10 protein-coding genes are annotated in these 15,926 nt (G+C 65.8%); 7 read left to right on the plus strand and 3 right to left on the minus strand.

Features of this window, described 5'->3' with window-relative positions:
• Positions 1-29: 29 nt before the first annotated feature.
• The 3 genes from ACXJKJ_RS19975 to ACXJKJ_RS19985 form a co-directional block, all read right to left on the minus strand.
• Complete coding sequence (locus tag ACXJKJ_RS19975; protein ID WP_457391819.1) at positions 30-854, minus strand: autoinducer binding domain-containing protein; 825 nt, start codon at positions 852-854, stop codon at positions 30-32.
• A 154-nt stretch (positions 855-1,008) separates the two neighbouring features.
• Positions 1,009-3,516 (minus strand): protein kinase domain-containing protein, encoded by a 2,508-nt coding sequence (locus tag ACXJKJ_RS19980; protein ID WP_457391821.1) that lies wholly within the window; start codon positions 3,514-3,516, stop codon positions 1,009-1,011.
• 43 nt (positions 3,517-3,559) lie between these two features.
• Positions 3,560-4,195 (minus strand): sigma-70 family RNA polymerase sigma factor, encoded by a 636-nt coding sequence (locus ACXJKJ_RS19985; RefSeq protein WP_457355466.1) that lies wholly within the window; start codon positions 4,193-4,195, stop codon positions 3,560-3,562.
• 953 nt (positions 4,196-5,148) lie between these two features.
• On the opposite strand from ACXJKJ_RS19985, the gene ACXJKJ_RS19990 reads away from it, so the two are divergent.
• From ACXJKJ_RS19990 to ACXJKJ_RS20020, 7 genes are all read left to right on the plus strand, one after another.
• Complete coding sequence (locus ACXJKJ_RS19990; protein WP_457391823.1) at positions 5,149-6,276, plus strand: glycoside hydrolase family 43 protein; 1,128 nt, start codon at positions 5,149-5,151, stop codon at positions 6,274-6,276.
• Positions 6,273-7,841, plus strand: a complete 1,569-nt coding sequence (locus ACXJKJ_RS19995) for an alpha-N-arabinofuranosidase (protein WP_457391825.1) — start codon at positions 6,273-6,275, stop codon at positions 7,839-7,841. Before ACXJKJ_RS19990 ends, ACXJKJ_RS19995 begins: the two co-directional genes overlap by 4 nt.
• Positions 7,842-7,973: 132 nt before the next feature.
• Positions 7,974-9,032, plus strand: a complete 1,059-nt coding sequence (locus tag ACXJKJ_RS20000; protein ID WP_457391827.1) for a LacI family DNA-binding transcriptional regulator — start codon at positions 7,974-7,976, stop codon at positions 9,030-9,032.
• Between the two features lie 690 nt (positions 9,033-9,722).
• Positions 9,723-12,626, plus strand: a complete 2,904-nt coding sequence (locus tag ACXJKJ_RS20005) for a TonB-dependent receptor (RefSeq protein WP_457391828.1) — start codon at positions 9,723-9,725, stop codon at positions 12,624-12,626.
• A 179-nt stretch (positions 12,627-12,805) separates the two neighbouring features.
• Positions 12,806-13,762 (plus strand): hypothetical protein, encoded by a 957-nt coding sequence (locus tag ACXJKJ_RS20010; RefSeq protein ID WP_457391830.1) that lies wholly within the window; start codon positions 12,806-12,808, stop codon positions 13,760-13,762.
• A 76-nt stretch (positions 13,763-13,838) separates the two neighbouring features.
• The gene (locus ACXJKJ_RS20015; protein ID WP_457391872.1) at positions 13,839-14,999 is read left to right on the plus strand and encodes an AGE family epimerase/isomerase; all 1,161 of its coding nucleotides are present in this window, start codon (positions 13,839-13,841) and stop codon (positions 14,997-14,999) included.
• Positions 14,996-15,922 carry a carbohydrate kinase family protein gene (locus ACXJKJ_RS20020; protein ID WP_457391832.1) on the plus strand — a complete coding sequence of 309 codons (927 nt, stop codon included), beginning with the start codon at positions 14,996-14,998 and terminating at the stop codon, positions 15,920-15,922. Before ACXJKJ_RS20015 ends, ACXJKJ_RS20020 begins: the two co-directional genes overlap by 4 nt.
• The last annotated feature ends 4 nt before the right edge of the window (positions 15,923-15,926 follow it).

Raw genomic sequence — 15,926 nt, forward strand, 5'->3', positions numbered from 1 at the left:
AACGGCCCCGTGCGGGCCGCCGTCAGGGCTCAGGCGGCGTGAGGCGCCGGCCCCAGCGCGGCCTGCATCAGCTGCAGGCGGTTGCGCACGCCGAAGCGCCTGCGCAGCTGGCGCATGTGGTAGTCGACGTTGTGCAACGAGAGGTCGAGTTGCGCGGCGATGAGCTTGTCGGGCAGGCCGCGCGCCAGCCGCGCCAGGATCTCGTTCTGCAGCGGCGTCAGCGCGCCGGCGGCGCTGCGCAGGCCGTCCGCTTGCGGTGCCAGCGTATAGCGGCTGTAGAACTCGTGCAGGCACAGGGCCAGGGTCAGGACCTGGCCCAGCACCGCATCGGTCATCCAGTCGCGGCCCGGTCGTTTCGAGATCAGGCTGATGATGTGCCGATCACGGCCCGGCAAGCTCGGCAGGCCCATCATCACGCCGCTGCCGGCACCGGTGGCGCGCAGGTCGTCGAAGAAGCGCTGGCGCAGGCCCTGCAGGTAGGAAGGCGTCTCGGCCTCGGCTTGCAGCTCGTCCAGCGTCCACATGACCGGCAGGCCGGATTCGGGCACGCGCTGCAACCGCGGGTCGACCAGGTGATAGGTCTCGGCGAAGTAGCGTTCCGTCCAGGCGGGATCCGCGTAGGTCGTGCAGAACGACCGCGGCACGGGGCGGTCTCCCGCCTGGCTGAAACAGCCGTAGCCCAGCCATTCAAAGCCGAGCGACTGCAGCAGCGCCTTCACCGAGCGCTGGCGCAGCTCGGGTGTCTCTGCTGCCATCAGCGCGACGAGCAGCGCCGGCTGCAGCCGCGGCTGGGTCAGGTCTCGTTGCAACCCTGGCGGCTCGTCGTGCAGCAATACCGGCGTGGTGCCGTTCACTCCCGGCGCAAAAGGAGGGTCGCCACGGCCGAACGCCGCTCCCAAAGACATCAACATTCCCATGCCAAACACCTCGGCTGCGCATCAGTTCCAGATACCGCATAAGGCGAGAAACGCGGAGCGACCGGCTCATGGCGTTTCAGCTGGATACGCTTTAGTCGCAGCGCTGCAGTGACTGCGATACGACGGCCGGCGTGGTGTCGGTCCGGCCAATGCCGTTGCGGCTCTGCACGTCGCGCAGGATGACCAGGCTGCGTCGCCACGCGGCACATGCTCGGGCGTTCTGTTGGCCGGCGGCAAGTGCCTGGCCCAGCAGGTAGTGGGCCACGCCCTGCTTGTAGCGTGTGTTCAGGTCGCGCAGTGAGCCTTCTGGCAGGCTGTTGTAGCCCTCCACCGCCCGCTGCGCCGCTGCTACGGCGGCCGCCGCATCGCCGTTGGCCAGCAGCGCCTTGCTCATCGAGCCGGTGACGATGGCCACCTCGGCGCGCAGTTGTGCGTTGCTGGGGTCCCGGCCGCTCAGTTCGGACAGGATCTGGACCGCCTGCCGGTAGGCGTTGGCCGCGTCACGTGGCTGCTTGGCGCGCATCAGGGCCGCGGCCAGATTGGCGTGGTGGGCCGCGAAATTGCGCTGCAGGCGCGCATCATCGCCATGCCTTTGCACGACCGGCCCTTGCAGCTTGAGGGCGCGCCGGAACGCCGCGATGGCCAGCTGCACCGTCGCAGCCTCTTCATCGCGTTCGAAGTAGTAGGTGCCTTCTTCCAGGTAGGTGGTGGCCAGGCCGGACGTGGCCGTCTCATCGCCAGGCCGGCTAGCGAGGATGGCCAGATACAGGCGCCGTGCAGTTTCCAGGCTCTTGAAGAAGGGCTCCACCTTGTCAACGAAACGCTGGACCTGCGCGAGCTGGGAATGCATGGCGGCATGGACGGTCTGCAGCTCGGGATCCAGCTGGCCACGTGCGGCCAACATGTCCATCAGCCTGACCCCCTGGGCCACCAGTGACTCCGCCGCGGCGTCGTCATCCTGGGAGGCCAGCAGCGTGCCCTTGCGCTGATACAGCTGGGCGAGCGTGGCCGCGGCATGGGCCTGGCTCGGCTCGGCGACCCGCGGGTTGCCGACGAGGTCCTTCACCAGCGCGATGCCCCGGTCGTAGCTGTCGCGCGCGCTCTTCGGGTCACCGAGGTTGGCCGAATACGGGCGGCCCTGGATGTCGCCGATGTTGCGGTAGCCGCCGGCCAGCTCGATCTGCAGCTCAGCGTCCCCGGCGGCTTCGGCGCTCAAATGCCGCAGCGAGTCGAGCGCGTTCTGCACGACCATCCGCCGCGCCGCCGTGCCCCCTGGCAGCGGCGCGATGGCCTTTTGAAGGTCGCGCAGCATGAGGGTGGCCAGCTTGCGGACGTCGGCGAAGTGCTGCTCCGCACGGGCCTTCTGCCGGCGCGCTTCGTAGGCCTCATAGGCCGCCACGGTGGAGGCGGCCACGAGAACCAGCAGGGACGCAGAGAGCGCCACACGGTGGCGCCGCAGGAAGAGGCCGATGCGGTAGCGCCGCGCATGGGGCCGGGCCTGCACCGCGAGGCCTTGCAGGTGCCGGGAGAGATCGTCGGCCAGTTCCGCCGCGCTGGCGTAGCGCTGTGCCGGCGACTTGTGCAGGGCTTTCATCACCACCGCATCCAGGCCGCCGCGCAGCTGCCGCCTGAGTGTGCCGGCACCGGTCAGGCTGGCATCGACGGCCCGGCTTGGCCAAGGCGGGTCGTCTTCGAGGATGGCCTGGCCCGGCGAGACGTCGCCGACGCCGCGAGCATAGGGACTCGTCCGGGCGAGCAACCGATACAGCACCACGCCCAGCGAGAAGACGTCGCTCGCCGGCGTGACCGGCTCGCCGCGGATCTGCTCGGGGCTGGCGTATTCGGGCGTCAGGATGCGGTGGATGCCATCCGTGTGCTGGTTGTCGGCCTGCACCGGATGCAGCTGCTCGGCGATGCCGAAGTCCAGCAACTTGACCGTGCCATCGCCGCGCACATGGATGTTGCTCGGCTTCAGATCGCGGTGCACCACGCCGCGTCCGTGCAGATAACCCACCACTTGGCAGACGGTGACAAAGAGCCGCAGCCGATCTTCCACGCCAAGCCCGCGGTCGTCGCAGTAGGTGTCGATGGCGTCGCCTTGAACGAGTTCCATGACAAACCACGGCGCGCCGTCGCCCGTGACGCCGGCGTCGATCAGTTTGGCGAGGTTGGGATGGTCGAGCGAGGCCAGGATGCGCCGCTCGGCCCAGAACGGTTCCAGGGCAACGGCCTGGTCGGCATCCGCCCTCATCACCTTGACCGCCACCTGCTGCTCGTACTGGCCGTCAGCGCGCTCACCGAGATAGACCTCGCCCATGCCGCCGCGGGCAATCAGCGACACGAGCCGATAGGCACCCAGTGTCCGCCCAACCCATGTCCCGGTCGCGCGCTGCTCCAGCGCCTCGAGCATGAATTCAGCGGGCGGCGCATCCAGGGGACTTGCCACAGCGCCGGCGGCTTCAAGCAGGTCTTCGACCTCGCGCATCAACGTCGAGTCGCCGGCGCTGGCATGCCGCACGAAAGCCTTGCGTTCGCTCGCCGGACGCTCCATGGCGTCGGCCACGACTGCCTTGGCCCGTTGCCACAGCTCGGCTTCCATCGATGCGCTCAATGCCGTTGCCTCCCGGGACGGCGGTGCAAGCTCATGCCGGCGCGACAGCGGAAAGAACTTCCCGGCGCGAGGCGACAGCAGCAGGCCGCGCCATTTCGCGCAGCAGCCAGGCCCGCGCCGTCACCCATTCCCGCTTCACCGTGGCCGGAGAAATACCCAGCGTCTCGGCGGTCTCGTCGATGCTGAGCCCGCCGAAGTAGCGCAGCTCAACGACCTGGTTCTGCTGCGGGTCGAGGCGTTCCAGCCGTTGCAGGCACTGGTCAAGCGTGAGGATGTTGAGTGCCAGCTCGCCCGCCTGGATCGATTGGTCCCAATCCGTGGGCAACTCATGAAGTTCCTCCAGGCTCACGGCGATCTGGCCGCCGCCTCGCTTGCCTGTCTGGCGCGCGCGGGCATGGTCGACCAGGATGTGGCGCATCAGCTTGGAGACCAGCGCAAACAGCTGCGAGCGCGACTTCCACTGCACTTCGCGTTCCTTGGCCAGACGCAGGAAGGCCTCGTGGACCAGGCCGGTGCCCTGGAGGGTGTGGCCTGAGCGCTCGCCCCGCAGATGGCGGCGCGCGAGATGACGCAGATCGTCATACACAAGCGGAATCAGGCGCTCGAACGCCTGGCCGTCGCCGTCGGACCACTGTCGAAGCAACTGCGTTACCGGGCCGTGGGCCATCTCGTCAACGGGTCCGCTCGTCATGATGCAACTTGCTCCTTGCTCAAACTGCTCGGGGTGCGCAGCCTACGTCTGCAAACGGCGATTGATGCACCGTTTTTTGGCAGCAGCCTCATTTCAGGGACATTGAAATCGCTTACACGCCGGGGTGTGCAATGGGCAGCGCTCTGCCTCTCTCGTCCCTGGACATGCCACGCCGCTGGACTGAAGACCCGGCGCTGGCATGCCGGTGATCAGCGATGAAGCGCTTTTGCTAGCTCAACCATCGCTTCTGCAACCGGCGTCCGGCCGAAGCGGTCCTTCGTCTCATGTTCACCGCTGGCGCCTGGGTGCCCGGGCGGAAGAGGTCGTAGGCGGGACGATCACCATTGAGTGATGCGGGTCGGTCGCGGTGCATGGGTTGTCTCCCCTGGTCGTTGTGGGCGTTTCCGAGAGCCGGCGTGGCCGCAGCCGGACTGTCAGTCGTCCACACTGTGCTGGCAAATGTTATCGATGTCATTTGGGTTTACATCTGATGACATTGCCGATGCGCAGAGAGCACTGCGACGCCTGGCTGGAGCGTGGTGTCCCCAAAATGCATAAAGCTGCCGCTACGGCAGCTTTATGCGCCTAGGCCCAGGCGGTGACTGAACCAGGATTGGTCGTTCTCTCGTCGTAGCCATCCTCAAATCTGCATATATCGACGCCCAACTTTCATATGTGCTTCCCGTCCTTACGGGGTAGCCTGTCGGCAGTTTCGAGCGCCGACCTTGGCTCGGTGACATGGCGGGCGGTCTGGCTCTTGGCCCTACGGGATAACCCGGCAATCCAGATGCTGCGGAAGTGTTTTTTTTTCTGTCGATATGGCACCGATACCATATTCGAATACTGTTGATTTATTCGAACCGTCAAAGTGGGCGCCGAAACCACTGGCACGTGACAGCGTGCAGAAGCGAATCTGTAAAAAGGAAATCATGAGGCGGTTGCTCCAGTCCCTTCTCACGCTGCCACTGCTCGCAGCGGCCGCCCTCTGTGCTCAGGCGCAGGTGCCGCCGCTGGAGGTCGCCCATCCGGTCAAGGTGCTGAGCATCATCGACAAGCTGCCGGCGCGGCTCGAGGGGGCATCGGTAGAGAAAAATCTGACGTCCTACCTGCTCGTCTACTTCAAGGACGAGACGCACGACATCTATTTCGCCACTTCAGCCGATGGCTGCACATTCACCGATGTGAACGGCGGCCAGCCTGTCTTCCTGGGCCGGGTGCTGGCGGAGCAAAAAGGCGTCCGCGACCCGCACCTGATGCGCGGGCCGGATGGCGCCTTCTACATGGCGATGACGGACCTGCACATCTTCGCCAAGCCCGCTGGCCTGCGTGCGACTGATTGGGAGCGATCCGGCGAGGAGTACGGCTGGGGCAACAACCGCAATCTCATCTTCATGAAGTCCTGGGACCTGCTGCACTGGACGCACCACCGCGTGCCGGTGGCCCAGTTGTTCCCGCAGGGCGGCGACCTCGGCGTCGTCTGGGCGCCCGAAACCATCTGGGACGACAAGGCCGGCAAGCCCATGGTCTATTACACGACCCGCGTGAAGAAGGGCGCCGACCACCTCGTCTACGCCTATGCCGACGCCGATTTCACGACGCTGACCACGTCGCCCGAGCCGCTGTTCACCTACCCGGTGAAGGGCAAGAGCGCCATCGACGGCGACATCACGCGCATCGGCGACCGCTTCCACATGTTCTACGTCGCGCACGACGCGCCCGGCCACCTGCGCCAGGCGGTGTCGGACCGCATCAACGGTGGCTATGTCTTCAACCCGCAGAAGATCGACCCGGAGACGGTGGGCACCGAAGCGCCCAACTTGTGGCGCCGCCACGGCAGCGACACCTGGGTGCTGATGTACGACGTGTTCGGCGCAAAGCCGCGCAACAACATGGGCTTCTCCGAGACCGCGGACTTCGTGAACTTCAAGAACCTGGGCCGTTTCAATGAACCGGGCTCGCCGATGAAGGCGACCAACTTCGTTGGCGCGAAGCACGGCGCCGTCATCGCCATCGCGCCGGAAGAAGCGCAGCGGCTGCAAACCTACTTCGCCCCATGAAAGCGTTCATCGCCTGCGTGCTGTCGCTTGGCGCTGCCATCGCCCAGGCGGACAGCGGGCGTCTCGATGCGGGCTCGCCCGGCCCTGTCATCCACAAGGAGGTCTATGGCCAGTTCGTCGAGCACCTGGGCCGCGGCGTCTACGAGGGCATCTGGGTGGGGCCGCAATCGCCCATTCCCAACACGCGCGGCATCCGCAATGACGTTGTCGCCGCGCTGCGCCGGATCAAGGTTCCCGTCGTGCGCTGGCCAGGCGGCTGCTTCGCCGACGACTACCACTGGCGCCACGGCGTCGGTTCGCAGCGCCAGCCCAGCATCAACTCGAGCTGGAGCAACGCCATCGAGCCCAACACCTTCGGCACGCACGAGTTCATGGACTTCGTCGAGCAGATCGGCGCCCAGCCTTATGTCGGCGTGAACTTGGGGTCGGGCAGCGTCGAGGAAGCGCAGGGCTGGATGCAATACATGACGGCGCCCGCCACCACGGCGCCCGGCGCGGAGCGCGCGCGCAACGGCCGCTCCGAGCCATGGGCAGTCCCGTTCGTCGGCGTCGGCAACGAGAGCTGGGGGTGCGGCGGCCACATGCACGCCGAGGAGTACGCCAACCGCTACCGGCAGTTCCAGGGCTACCTCAAGTCCTACTCCGGCCCCGGCATCCGCAAGATTGCCACCGGCCCGGACACAGACGACTATGAATGGACCGACACCGTCATGCGGCTGGCGACGAGGTTCCGCCCGAACGCGACGTCGCCCATCCTCTACAGCCCGCCCAAGCCGCTGCTGGATGGCTTGTCGCTGCATTTCTACACGCTGCCCAGCAACCGCTGGGGCGGCGTGCACCCCGCACGCGGCTTCGATGAGGCGGCGTGGATCTCGACGATGAAGCGCGCGCTGCTGATGGACGAACTCGTCGGCAAGCACAGCGTCATCATGGACAAATACGACCCGGGCAAGGAGGTCGCCCTCGTCGTCGACGAATGGGGAACCTGGTACGACAAGGAACCCGACGGCCCTGGCGGCCTGTGGCAGCAGAACACCCTGCGCGACGCGTTGGTGGCGGCCGTCACGCTGAACGTCTTCCACGCCCACGCCGAGCGTGTGCGCATGGCCAACGTGGCGCAAATGGTCAACGTGCTTCAGGCCATGATCCTGACCGACGGCCCGCGCATGCTGGTCACGCCGACCTACCATGTGTTCGACCTCTACCAGGTGCACCAGGACGCGCGTCGACTACCGCTGACGATCGACGCCCAGCGCTACCGCCACGGTGGGCTGGACGTGCCGGCGGTCACGGGCACGGCCAGCGTCGACGCGGTCGGCCGTACGCATGTGTCCCTTGCCAACCTCGACCCCAACCGGCCTCACCGCCTGACGCTGGACGTGTTGGGCCTGAAGCCGGGCGCCGTGCGGGGCCAGGTCTTGACGGCGCCGGCGATGGACAGCTTCAACGGCTTCGACGCGCCCGACACCGTTGCGCCGCTCGACTTCAACGGTGCACGTTGGACCGGTTCGACGCTGACGGTCGATTTGCCGGCGCGCTCGGTGGTCAGTTTGGAGCTTCGTTGACGGTTCGAGGCTGGCGTCTGAAACGAGTATTGAGCGCGCGAAGTGCAGCTACATTGATCAAGCTTCAGAAAACACCGCCGAACATTGAATTCTCGATGCCAAAAATTGATCGAACCGTGCTAGCGAAAAAATATGAGAAAGCCTAGCAAACTCATTGAAGTGGCGCGACTGGCAGGTGTGGCCCACATCACCGCCTCGCGCGCCATTCGCGGGGAGGGCTATGTTTCAGAAGACACGCGCGCCCGCGTCATGGAAGCCGCCGCGCAGCTGAACTACACGCCCGATATTGTCGCCCGGCGCATGCGCACCAAGGGGAGCCGATTGATCGGCATCTTCGTGCACAACATCGGATCGCTCTTCATTCATGAAATCACCAAGGTCATCAGCGAGAAAGCAGACGCCCTTGGCTATGACATCCTTGTCTTCAATGCCGAGCGATTCGAAGGCGCGGACCGCGTGGGCACGCGCGACATGTTGGCCAAGTTTTGCGCCGGGCTGATATTACCGATGCCGAGCATGGACGACAGCTATTTAAGCGAACTCGAGGAGCGCCAGCAGGCTTGTGTATTTCTGAATTTCGACGCACGTCCTGTCAAATTGCCGGTGGTTGCGCTGGAAAACCGCAAGGGGGCGCTGATGGCGATGCAACATCTTTTGACGCTTGGGCATCGACGGATCGCCTTCATCGCTGGCACCAAATACACCGGTCAAAGTGCGGAGCGCGAGGCCGCTTATGTCGAGGCGCTCGTCGCTGCGGGTCTGGAAGTTGACCCGAAGTTGATCGTCCATGGCTCGTTCATCCAAACCGGGGGCTTCGCAGCGACGGAGCAATTGCTGGATTTGCCGTGCCCGCCCACTGCGATATTCGCCGCCAATGATGAAATGGCCATGGGAGCCATCGACGCCATTCGCGGGCGAGGTTTCCGTGTTCCACACGACCTGTCCGTGATCGGCTTTGACGATCTGCCCACCGCCCGGCACGTTCACCCACCCCTCACGACCATCAAACAGCCCATCGCGGAAATGAGCGCGCGCGCGATGACGGAATTGATCGCGTTGATAGAAGGCAAGAGCCGGCATGCGCAGGGGACGAGAATCCTCTTTGCGCCGGAACTCGTCGTCCGCCAGTCCACCGGGCCGGTAAAAACCAAGGGGGAGGGCGAATCGGCACTGAGCACGACGGTTGCATAAAGTGGCTCAACGCAACGGCAGACTTACCGTTGCGGATAACCCTGCCTGAATGGATCGAGGGTTGAAGCTAAATGGATTTTCACGTAAGTGTTGACCCGCGGATGGTGGAAGCCACGGTTGACACCTAAATTCGTTACAGCTATCTTGTGAGGGTGTCGGGCAGATGTTTGCCTGGCGACCGACCAAAATTTTTTTGGAGCAGTATGGTATCGGTGCCATACCGCTTTAATGGTTGGGGGAAGTGATGGAATCAGCTTCCGAAACGGCATCGGAAACAAATAATTCCGAGCCAATTATTGCCGTCGTGTGGTATCGGTGTCATACCGCGCAGGCAGCTGACTAAATATGGAGACAAGACATGTTCACACCAAGGTGTGCCGCATTTGAGCGTGGCAAGCAGGCAGAGGCGTTCACCGCCTCGTTGGGAAGTGCCGATTGTTGGCGCCCGCCTCTATAACTTCAAGTTACTCCGAGGAGTTGTGAAGCAACTCCTTTGGCCCCTCCGGTCACCGGTTGGGCGCTTTTTATGCCGGGCATTGCGGAGGAGCCACAAGCTCCCACCTCAAAAACCCTTTCACGCAGTAAATCCGAAACGTTTGATCGCGCAGGGCTCCGAATGGCGTGCCAGATCGCCTGGGGCCCCAGAAAGCGCCGCATCAAACCAACAACCGACCTCAAGGAAAACCAATCATGAAGAAGATCGTGGCCCTTCCACTGCAAATTTCCCTGCTCGCCCTTGCCATCGGCCAGGCCTATGCCCAGTCAGACAAGCTGGAAACCGTCGTCGTTTCCGGCATCCGCGCGAGTGCGCAGTCGTCGGTGGCCGTGAAGAAAAACGCCATGGAGGTCGTCGACGCCATCACGGCGGAAGACATCGGCAAGCTGCCGGACTCCAACGTTGCCGAAACGCTCACCCGCATCCCCGGCGTGCAGGGCTACCGCTATGGCGGCGAGGGCGCGTCGCCCGTCGGCGTGGGCTCGGGCCTGACCATCCGCGGCCTGGCCAACCAGACGGCCTCGCAGGTGGACGGCCGCGCCTACTTCACCGCCGGCGCCCGTGAGTTCAACGTCGAAGGCGCCATCCCTGCGATGGTGGCCGGCATCGACGTGTTCAAGAACCCGTCGGCTGAACACATCGAGGGCGGCATCGGTGGCCTGGTCAACATCCGCACCCGCAAGCCCAGCGATTTCCGCAAGCCCACCTACAGCTTCGCCGCCAATGGCCGCTACAACGACCTGGCCAACAAGCTCGACCCCGAGGTCTCGGGCCTGGCCGCCAACAGCTGGAACCTGGGCGGCGGCGAGCGCATCGGCGCCATGATTGCCGGCGTCTACCAGAAGAGCACCGGCCGCTCCGACAACAACCCGGCCAACGGCGGCATCAACCTCAAGCGCGTGGTGCGTGCCGACAGCGCCGAGTACGCGACGCTCGCGGCCGCCAACACCGGCAACAGCACGGACAGGGCCTTGCAGAAGTACGTCGGTCGCAGCGACGTCTCCCTGTTGACCGGCGTCGGCGCCACCCTGCCCACCACCTCGGGCCAGGACGCCAATCTGGTCGCCGCGCCAGGCCTGACGACCAACGTCTTCCAAGAGACCATCATGCGCACGCGCAAGGGCCTCAACCTGGCAGCCGACTACCGCAAGAGCGACACGCTGCGCTTCTACGTTGACGCCAACTACAACTACTACCTCTACCACCAGAACTACCGCGGCCTGAATTCGATCGACGGCGGCGTGGGCAACGGCGGCAATGGCAATGTGCAGAACCTGCAGACGACGGCCTTCAACCTCACCGAAGGCCTGGCCAACCGCAACTTGAACGGCGGCAGCGACGACGTGCTGCTGACCAAGCGGGTGCTGAGCGGCAACTTCCTCGATTCCACCGCCACCACCACCGGCGGCGATGAAAACCACCCCTACAAGACCTGGATCGCCGCCACCGGCGTGGAGTGGCGGCCCACCCCGGCGCTGTTGCTCAAGGGCGACTTCAGCTACATCAAGGCCGACCAGAGCGTGGACAACCGCTCGGTGCAACTCGTCTCGGCCCCTGGCCTGACCTGGTCGACCACGCGCGTCGCCGACGGCGAGCCGCACCAGCTCACCTTCTCGAACGGCCCGAGCTTTGCAGACCCGGCCACCTGGGTGTTCAACAACTACGGCAACGGCAACCGCCAGACCTGGAACGACAAGGGCTATGCCGCCGCGCTGAACGGCGAGTACGAGCTGGACGGTGGCTTCTTCACGACGATCAAGTTCGGCGCGCGCGCCGCCAACCAGCAGGACCTGAACAAGAGCTTCTCCTACGGTGGCAAGAACCTGACCACCGACGGCGCCGGCCGCACCGTTGCCAATCAGATCCTGGTGAGCGCCATGCCGGGCGTCGTGCAGGCGGCGCCCAGCAACTTCATGGGCTACACGACCGGCTACTCGGGCGGTTACCTCGTCTACTCGCCCGACGCGCTGCTGGGCGACCAGGTGCGCACGGCCTTTGGTAACGCCGGCATCCCCGCCGACAACGCGTTGCCCGAGAACGCCGTCAACCGCCGCAAGTTCGACGAGCACACCTATGCGGCCTACGCGCTGGGCGAGTTCTCGGCCCTGGACAACCGCATTCGCGGCAGCGTCGGGCTGCGCCTGGTGCGTACCCAGACCGAGATCCAGGCTCGCCAGGCGGGCGCGTCGCTGGTGGATGTCGTGAAGAACACCTCCTACACCAATGCGCTGCCTTCGCTCAACGTCATCGGCGAGATCAGCAAGGACTTCCTGGCCCGCTTCGGCTACGGCCGCGGCATGACCCGCCCGGCCATCGGCGACCTGAGCCCGGGCGGCACGCTCAACACGACCAATGGCACGGTGGGCCTGGGCAACCCCGACCTGCGCCCGCAGGTGGCCGACAGCCTCGACCTGAGCCTGGAGCGCTACTTCACGCCCACCAACTACGTGGCGCTGGGCCTGTTCGACAAGCAGATCAAGGACGCCCCCAACGCCATCCTGAGCTGCCAGACGCTCGGCCAGGCCTACACCGGCACGATCAACAACGGCTGCACCAACGGCCAGTGGGCGGTGACCCAGGCGGTCAACTCGCTGAAGGGCTATGCACGCGGTGCCGAACTGTCGGGCCAGTACTTCTTCGACGCCAATGCCGGCTGGCTGCAGAACTTCGGCATGTCGGCGTCCTATACCTATGTGACGACGTCGATCCCGGTCAACTTCGGCTCCGCGGCGGCGCCACGCATCGTCAATGCCAGCCAGGCCTTCGTGTCCAAGCGCAACTACACGCTGGCGGGCATGTATGAGGACAGCACGATGTCGGCCCGACTGACCTATACCTGGCGCTCCGACCAGGTGCTTTTCGGCGTGTCCACCAACCCGATCGATGGCCGCTACATCGGCGCCTACGGCATCCTCGACGCGGCGTTCAACTACAACCTGAACAAGAACCTCGCGCTGACGGTCAACGCCATGAACCTGACGAACCGCGGCCTGAACCGCTACGTCGGCGAACCCGGTGCCTACGCCACCGGCCTGGAGCGCCAGCACTACGACAACGGCCGTGCCTTCCTGGTGGGCCTGCGCTACAAGTTCGACTGACGCCGCCTTCGGTCGCCTTCAACGGTTCGGATGCTGCGTGATGCAGCTCCGAGCGGTTGGCGACGGGCGACCACGGACCCTCCATGCAACCTACCCATCGACCACCAGAGACGACGGATCAGCTTTCGTGGCGAATCCAATGGGATTTCGGCAGCGCAAGCGTTCAGGCCCTGGGCGCCATGCTGGGGCCGGTCGAATTTCGTCTCGACGACTCTCGACATCTCCAGGTCATGCATGTCGCGCCCTGGGCTGGCACGGCTGAAGCGCGTGAGCTTCCCGGCATCCTTCGTCGGCTCCGCGGCGAGTGGCCCTGTGTGCCTTTCGGGCGGACCGATGCGCCGGCGGATCTGCCGTTGAACTGGCAGGTTCTTGCGCCCGACGACGCGTGGCCGCACGGCTTTGGCGCCAACCACCCCTGGCGTTGCGAACACGCCGACGCGCGGCGTGTCGATCTGGCCATCGACTATCCCGACCCGTCACCCGTGGCACGCCTGGAGCGGCGCGTTCAAGCCGTTGCCGGCATGGCCGCCCTCGACGTGGAGTTGGTGGTCCATCCGCGGCGCAGCGTGCTGTTGCCCGCGGGCCTGCACCCCACCTTCCGCCTGCCCGAGCGGGCAGGGCGGTTGCAGGTCGAGCTGGGGGCGCATGAAGGCATCTTTGCGTATCCCAGCCGAAGCACGGGCGGCGCCAGCCATCTGCTTCCCGACCAGCGCAGCGAGCACCTGGCCGCGATGCAGGGTGTGAACGGGCCGGTGGACCTCAGCCGCCTGCCGCTGCTGGGCGACGCCGAGGAACTGCTGCAGGTGCGCGGATTGAAATCCAGCGCGGGCGAGGCACCGCTGCGCCTGCGCTATCTGGACGATGACGCCACCGTGGCGCTGTCGTGGGACACCGCCGACTTCCCCGACCTGATGCTATGGATCAGCAACCGCGGGCGGCAGCACCCGCCGTGGCAGGGCAGGCATGTCGCGCTCGGTGCCGAGCCGGTCAACAGCCTCTTTGACCTCGGCCGCGTCGCCCGGGCCCCTGAAGGCCATGCGTTGGCGGACCGGCTGGGCATCCGCCTGGAAGCGGGCCGCCCGTGGAAGACGCGCTACCGGATTGCCGCGAGCAGCAGCCGCCGTCAGAACGCATGAACTCGTCGAACCGGGACCGAGCGTGACCCCATCTTTTCGCAGCAGAGACTTCCTGTTGAAGCACGTCGACCAGACGATGCGCTTCTATCACCCCCGATGCGTCGATCCGGTCGGCGGCTTCTTTCATTTCTTCCGTGACGACGGGCGCGTGTACGACGCCGAGACCCGGCACCTGGTCAGCAGCGCGCGCTTCGTCTTCAACTACGCGATGGCCTGCCGGCACTTCGACCGCCCGGAGTACGTCGAGGCGGTCCACCACGGGCTGAACTTCCTCCGTCAGGTGCACCGCGACCCGGCCACCGGGGGCTACACCTGGCTTTTGAAATGGGCAGACGGCAGCAAGGAGGTCTTGGATGGCGACAACCACTGCTACGGCCTGGCCTTCGTCCTGCTCGCTTACGCGCATGCGTTGGCCGCTGGCGTCGAGGAGGCGCGCGGTTATGTGTCCGAGACCTTCGAGTTGATGGAACGCCGCTTCTGGCAGCCCGCCAGCGGCCTCTACGCCGACCAGGTGACGGCCGACTGGCAGACGCTGTCGACCTACCGTGGCCAGAACGCGAACATGCACTCCTGCGAGGCGCTGATCGCCGCCTACGAGGCGACGGGCGAGCTCCGCTATCTGCATCGCGCGGAGCTGATCGCGCACAACATCACCGTCCGCCAGGCAGGCCTTGCGGGCGGCCGCATCTGGGAGCACTACACCGAGGACTGGCAAGTCGACTGGAGCTACAGCCTCGACGACAAGGCCAACCTCTTCCGCCCCTGGGGCTACCAGCCCGGCCACTTCACGGAGTGGTGCAAGCTGCTGCTCATCCTCGACCGGCACGCCGCCAGCCTTGCCCAGCCCGCGGGCTGGCTGCTGCCCCGTGCCACGGCCTTGTTCGATGACGCCATGGCGCAAGCGTGGGACCCGGCCCACGGCGGTATTGCCTACGGCTTCGATCCCCAAGGCGTCATCTGCGACGGCGACAAATACTTCTGGGTGCAAGCCGAGTCCCTGGCCGCGGCGGCGCTGCTGGCGGCGCGCACGGGCGACGCCATGTACTGGGACTGGTACGACCGCATCTGGGCCTACAGCTGGGCCCACATGGTGGACCACCAGCACGGCGCCTGGTTCCGCATCCTGAGCCGCGACAACCGCAAGCTCAGCGACGAGAAGAGCCCCGCGGGCAAGACCGACTATCACACCATGGGCGCGTGCTACGAGGCGCTCAACGTGCTGGGAGCGGCGGCATGAGCGCGCTGCCCGAGTTCGTCTCGGCCGGCGAGGCCCTGACCGACATGATCCAGAAGCGCCCGGACGTCTGGTGCAGCCGCATCGGCGGTGCGGCCTTCAACGTCGCGCGCGCCATGGCGCGGCTGGGCGTCGGGAGCGCCTTCGCCGGCGCCGTGTCCACCGATGTGCTCGGCCGCGCGCTTTCCGAGGGCGCGCGGCTGGCGGCGCTCGACATGCGCTTCATCCAGCGGCGTGACAAGGCGCCGTTGCTGGCCATGGTCCACGAGACCTCGCCGCCGGACTACTTCTTCATCGGCGATGACAGTGCCGACCTGCACTTTGCGCCCGAGGCGCTCCCGGCCGGCTGGGAGCGCGAGGTGCGCTACGTGCACTTTGGCGGCATCAGCCTGGCGCGTCAGCCGCTGGCGGACCGGCTCATTCAAATGGCGATCTGGCTGAAGTCCCAAGGCGTGGCCATCAGCTACGACCCGAACTACCGCAAGCCGATGGACGGGCGCTACGACGCGACGCTGCGGACAATGGCGGGGCTGGCCGATGTCATCAAGGTGTCCGACGAAGACCTCGAAGGGCTGTTCCGTACCAGGGACACGGCCTCGGCCTTCAATAGCCTGCGCGCGCTGAACCCGCGGGCCAGCGTGCTGCTGACGCGCGGTGCCGAGGGGGCCGAGTACCACTGCGGCCATCTCGCCTGGCGCGCAGCCGCGCCCGTCGTCACGGTGGCCGACACCATCGGCGCGGGAGACGCGAGCGTCAGCGCGCTGTTGTTCTCCCTCATGCGCCAGCCCGGCGCCGACGGCGGCCAGCGTCTGCGGATGGCAGTCGCCGCCGGTGCGGCGGCTTGCATGCGACCCGGCGCCGTACCGCCGACCCTCGAGCAGGTGACCGCCCTCGTGCCGGCCGTCGACGTCACGACCCTTGCCTGAGCGA

The organism is Roseateles sp. P5_E1, from assembly GCF_054049335.1.

What these genes read in the sequence shown, in the direction of transcription:
- ACXJKJ_RS19980 (WP_457391821.1), bottom strand. Translation starts at nt 3,516, where the DNA reads ATGGAAGCCGAGCTGTGGCAACGGGCCAAGGCAGTCGTGGCCGACGCC.
- ACXJKJ_RS19985 (WP_457355466.1), bottom strand. Translation starts at nt 4,195, where the DNA reads ATGGCCCACGGCCCGGTAACGCAGTTGCTTCGACAGTGGTCCGACGGC.
- ACXJKJ_RS19990 (WP_457391823.1), top strand. Translation starts at nt 5,149, where the DNA reads ATGAGGCGGTTGCTCCAGTCCCTTCTCACGCTGCCACTGCTCGCAGCG.
- ACXJKJ_RS19995 (WP_457391825.1), top strand. Translation starts at nt 6,273, where the DNA reads ATGAAAGCGTTCATCGCCTGCGTGCTGTCGCTTGGCGCTGCCATCGCC.
- ACXJKJ_RS20000 (WP_457391827.1), top strand. Translation starts at nt 7,974, where the DNA reads ATGAGAAAGCCTAGCAAACTCATTGAAGTGGCGCGACTGGCAGGTGTG.
- ACXJKJ_RS20005 (WP_457391828.1), top strand. Translation starts at nt 9,723, where the DNA reads ATGAAGAAGATCGTGGCCCTTCCACTGCAAATTTCCCTGCTCGCCCTT.
- ACXJKJ_RS20010 (WP_457391830.1), top strand. Translation starts at nt 12,806, where the DNA reads ATGCTGGGGCCGGTCGAATTTCGTCTCGACGACTCTCGACATCTCCAG.
- ACXJKJ_RS20015 (WP_457391872.1), top strand. Translation starts at nt 13,839, where the DNA reads ATGCGCTTCTATCACCCCCGATGCGTCGATCCGGTCGGCGGCTTCTTT.
- ACXJKJ_RS20020 (WP_457391832.1), top strand. Translation starts at nt 14,996, where the DNA reads ATGAGCGCGCTGCCCGAGTTCGTCTCGGCCGGCGAGGCCCTGACCGAC.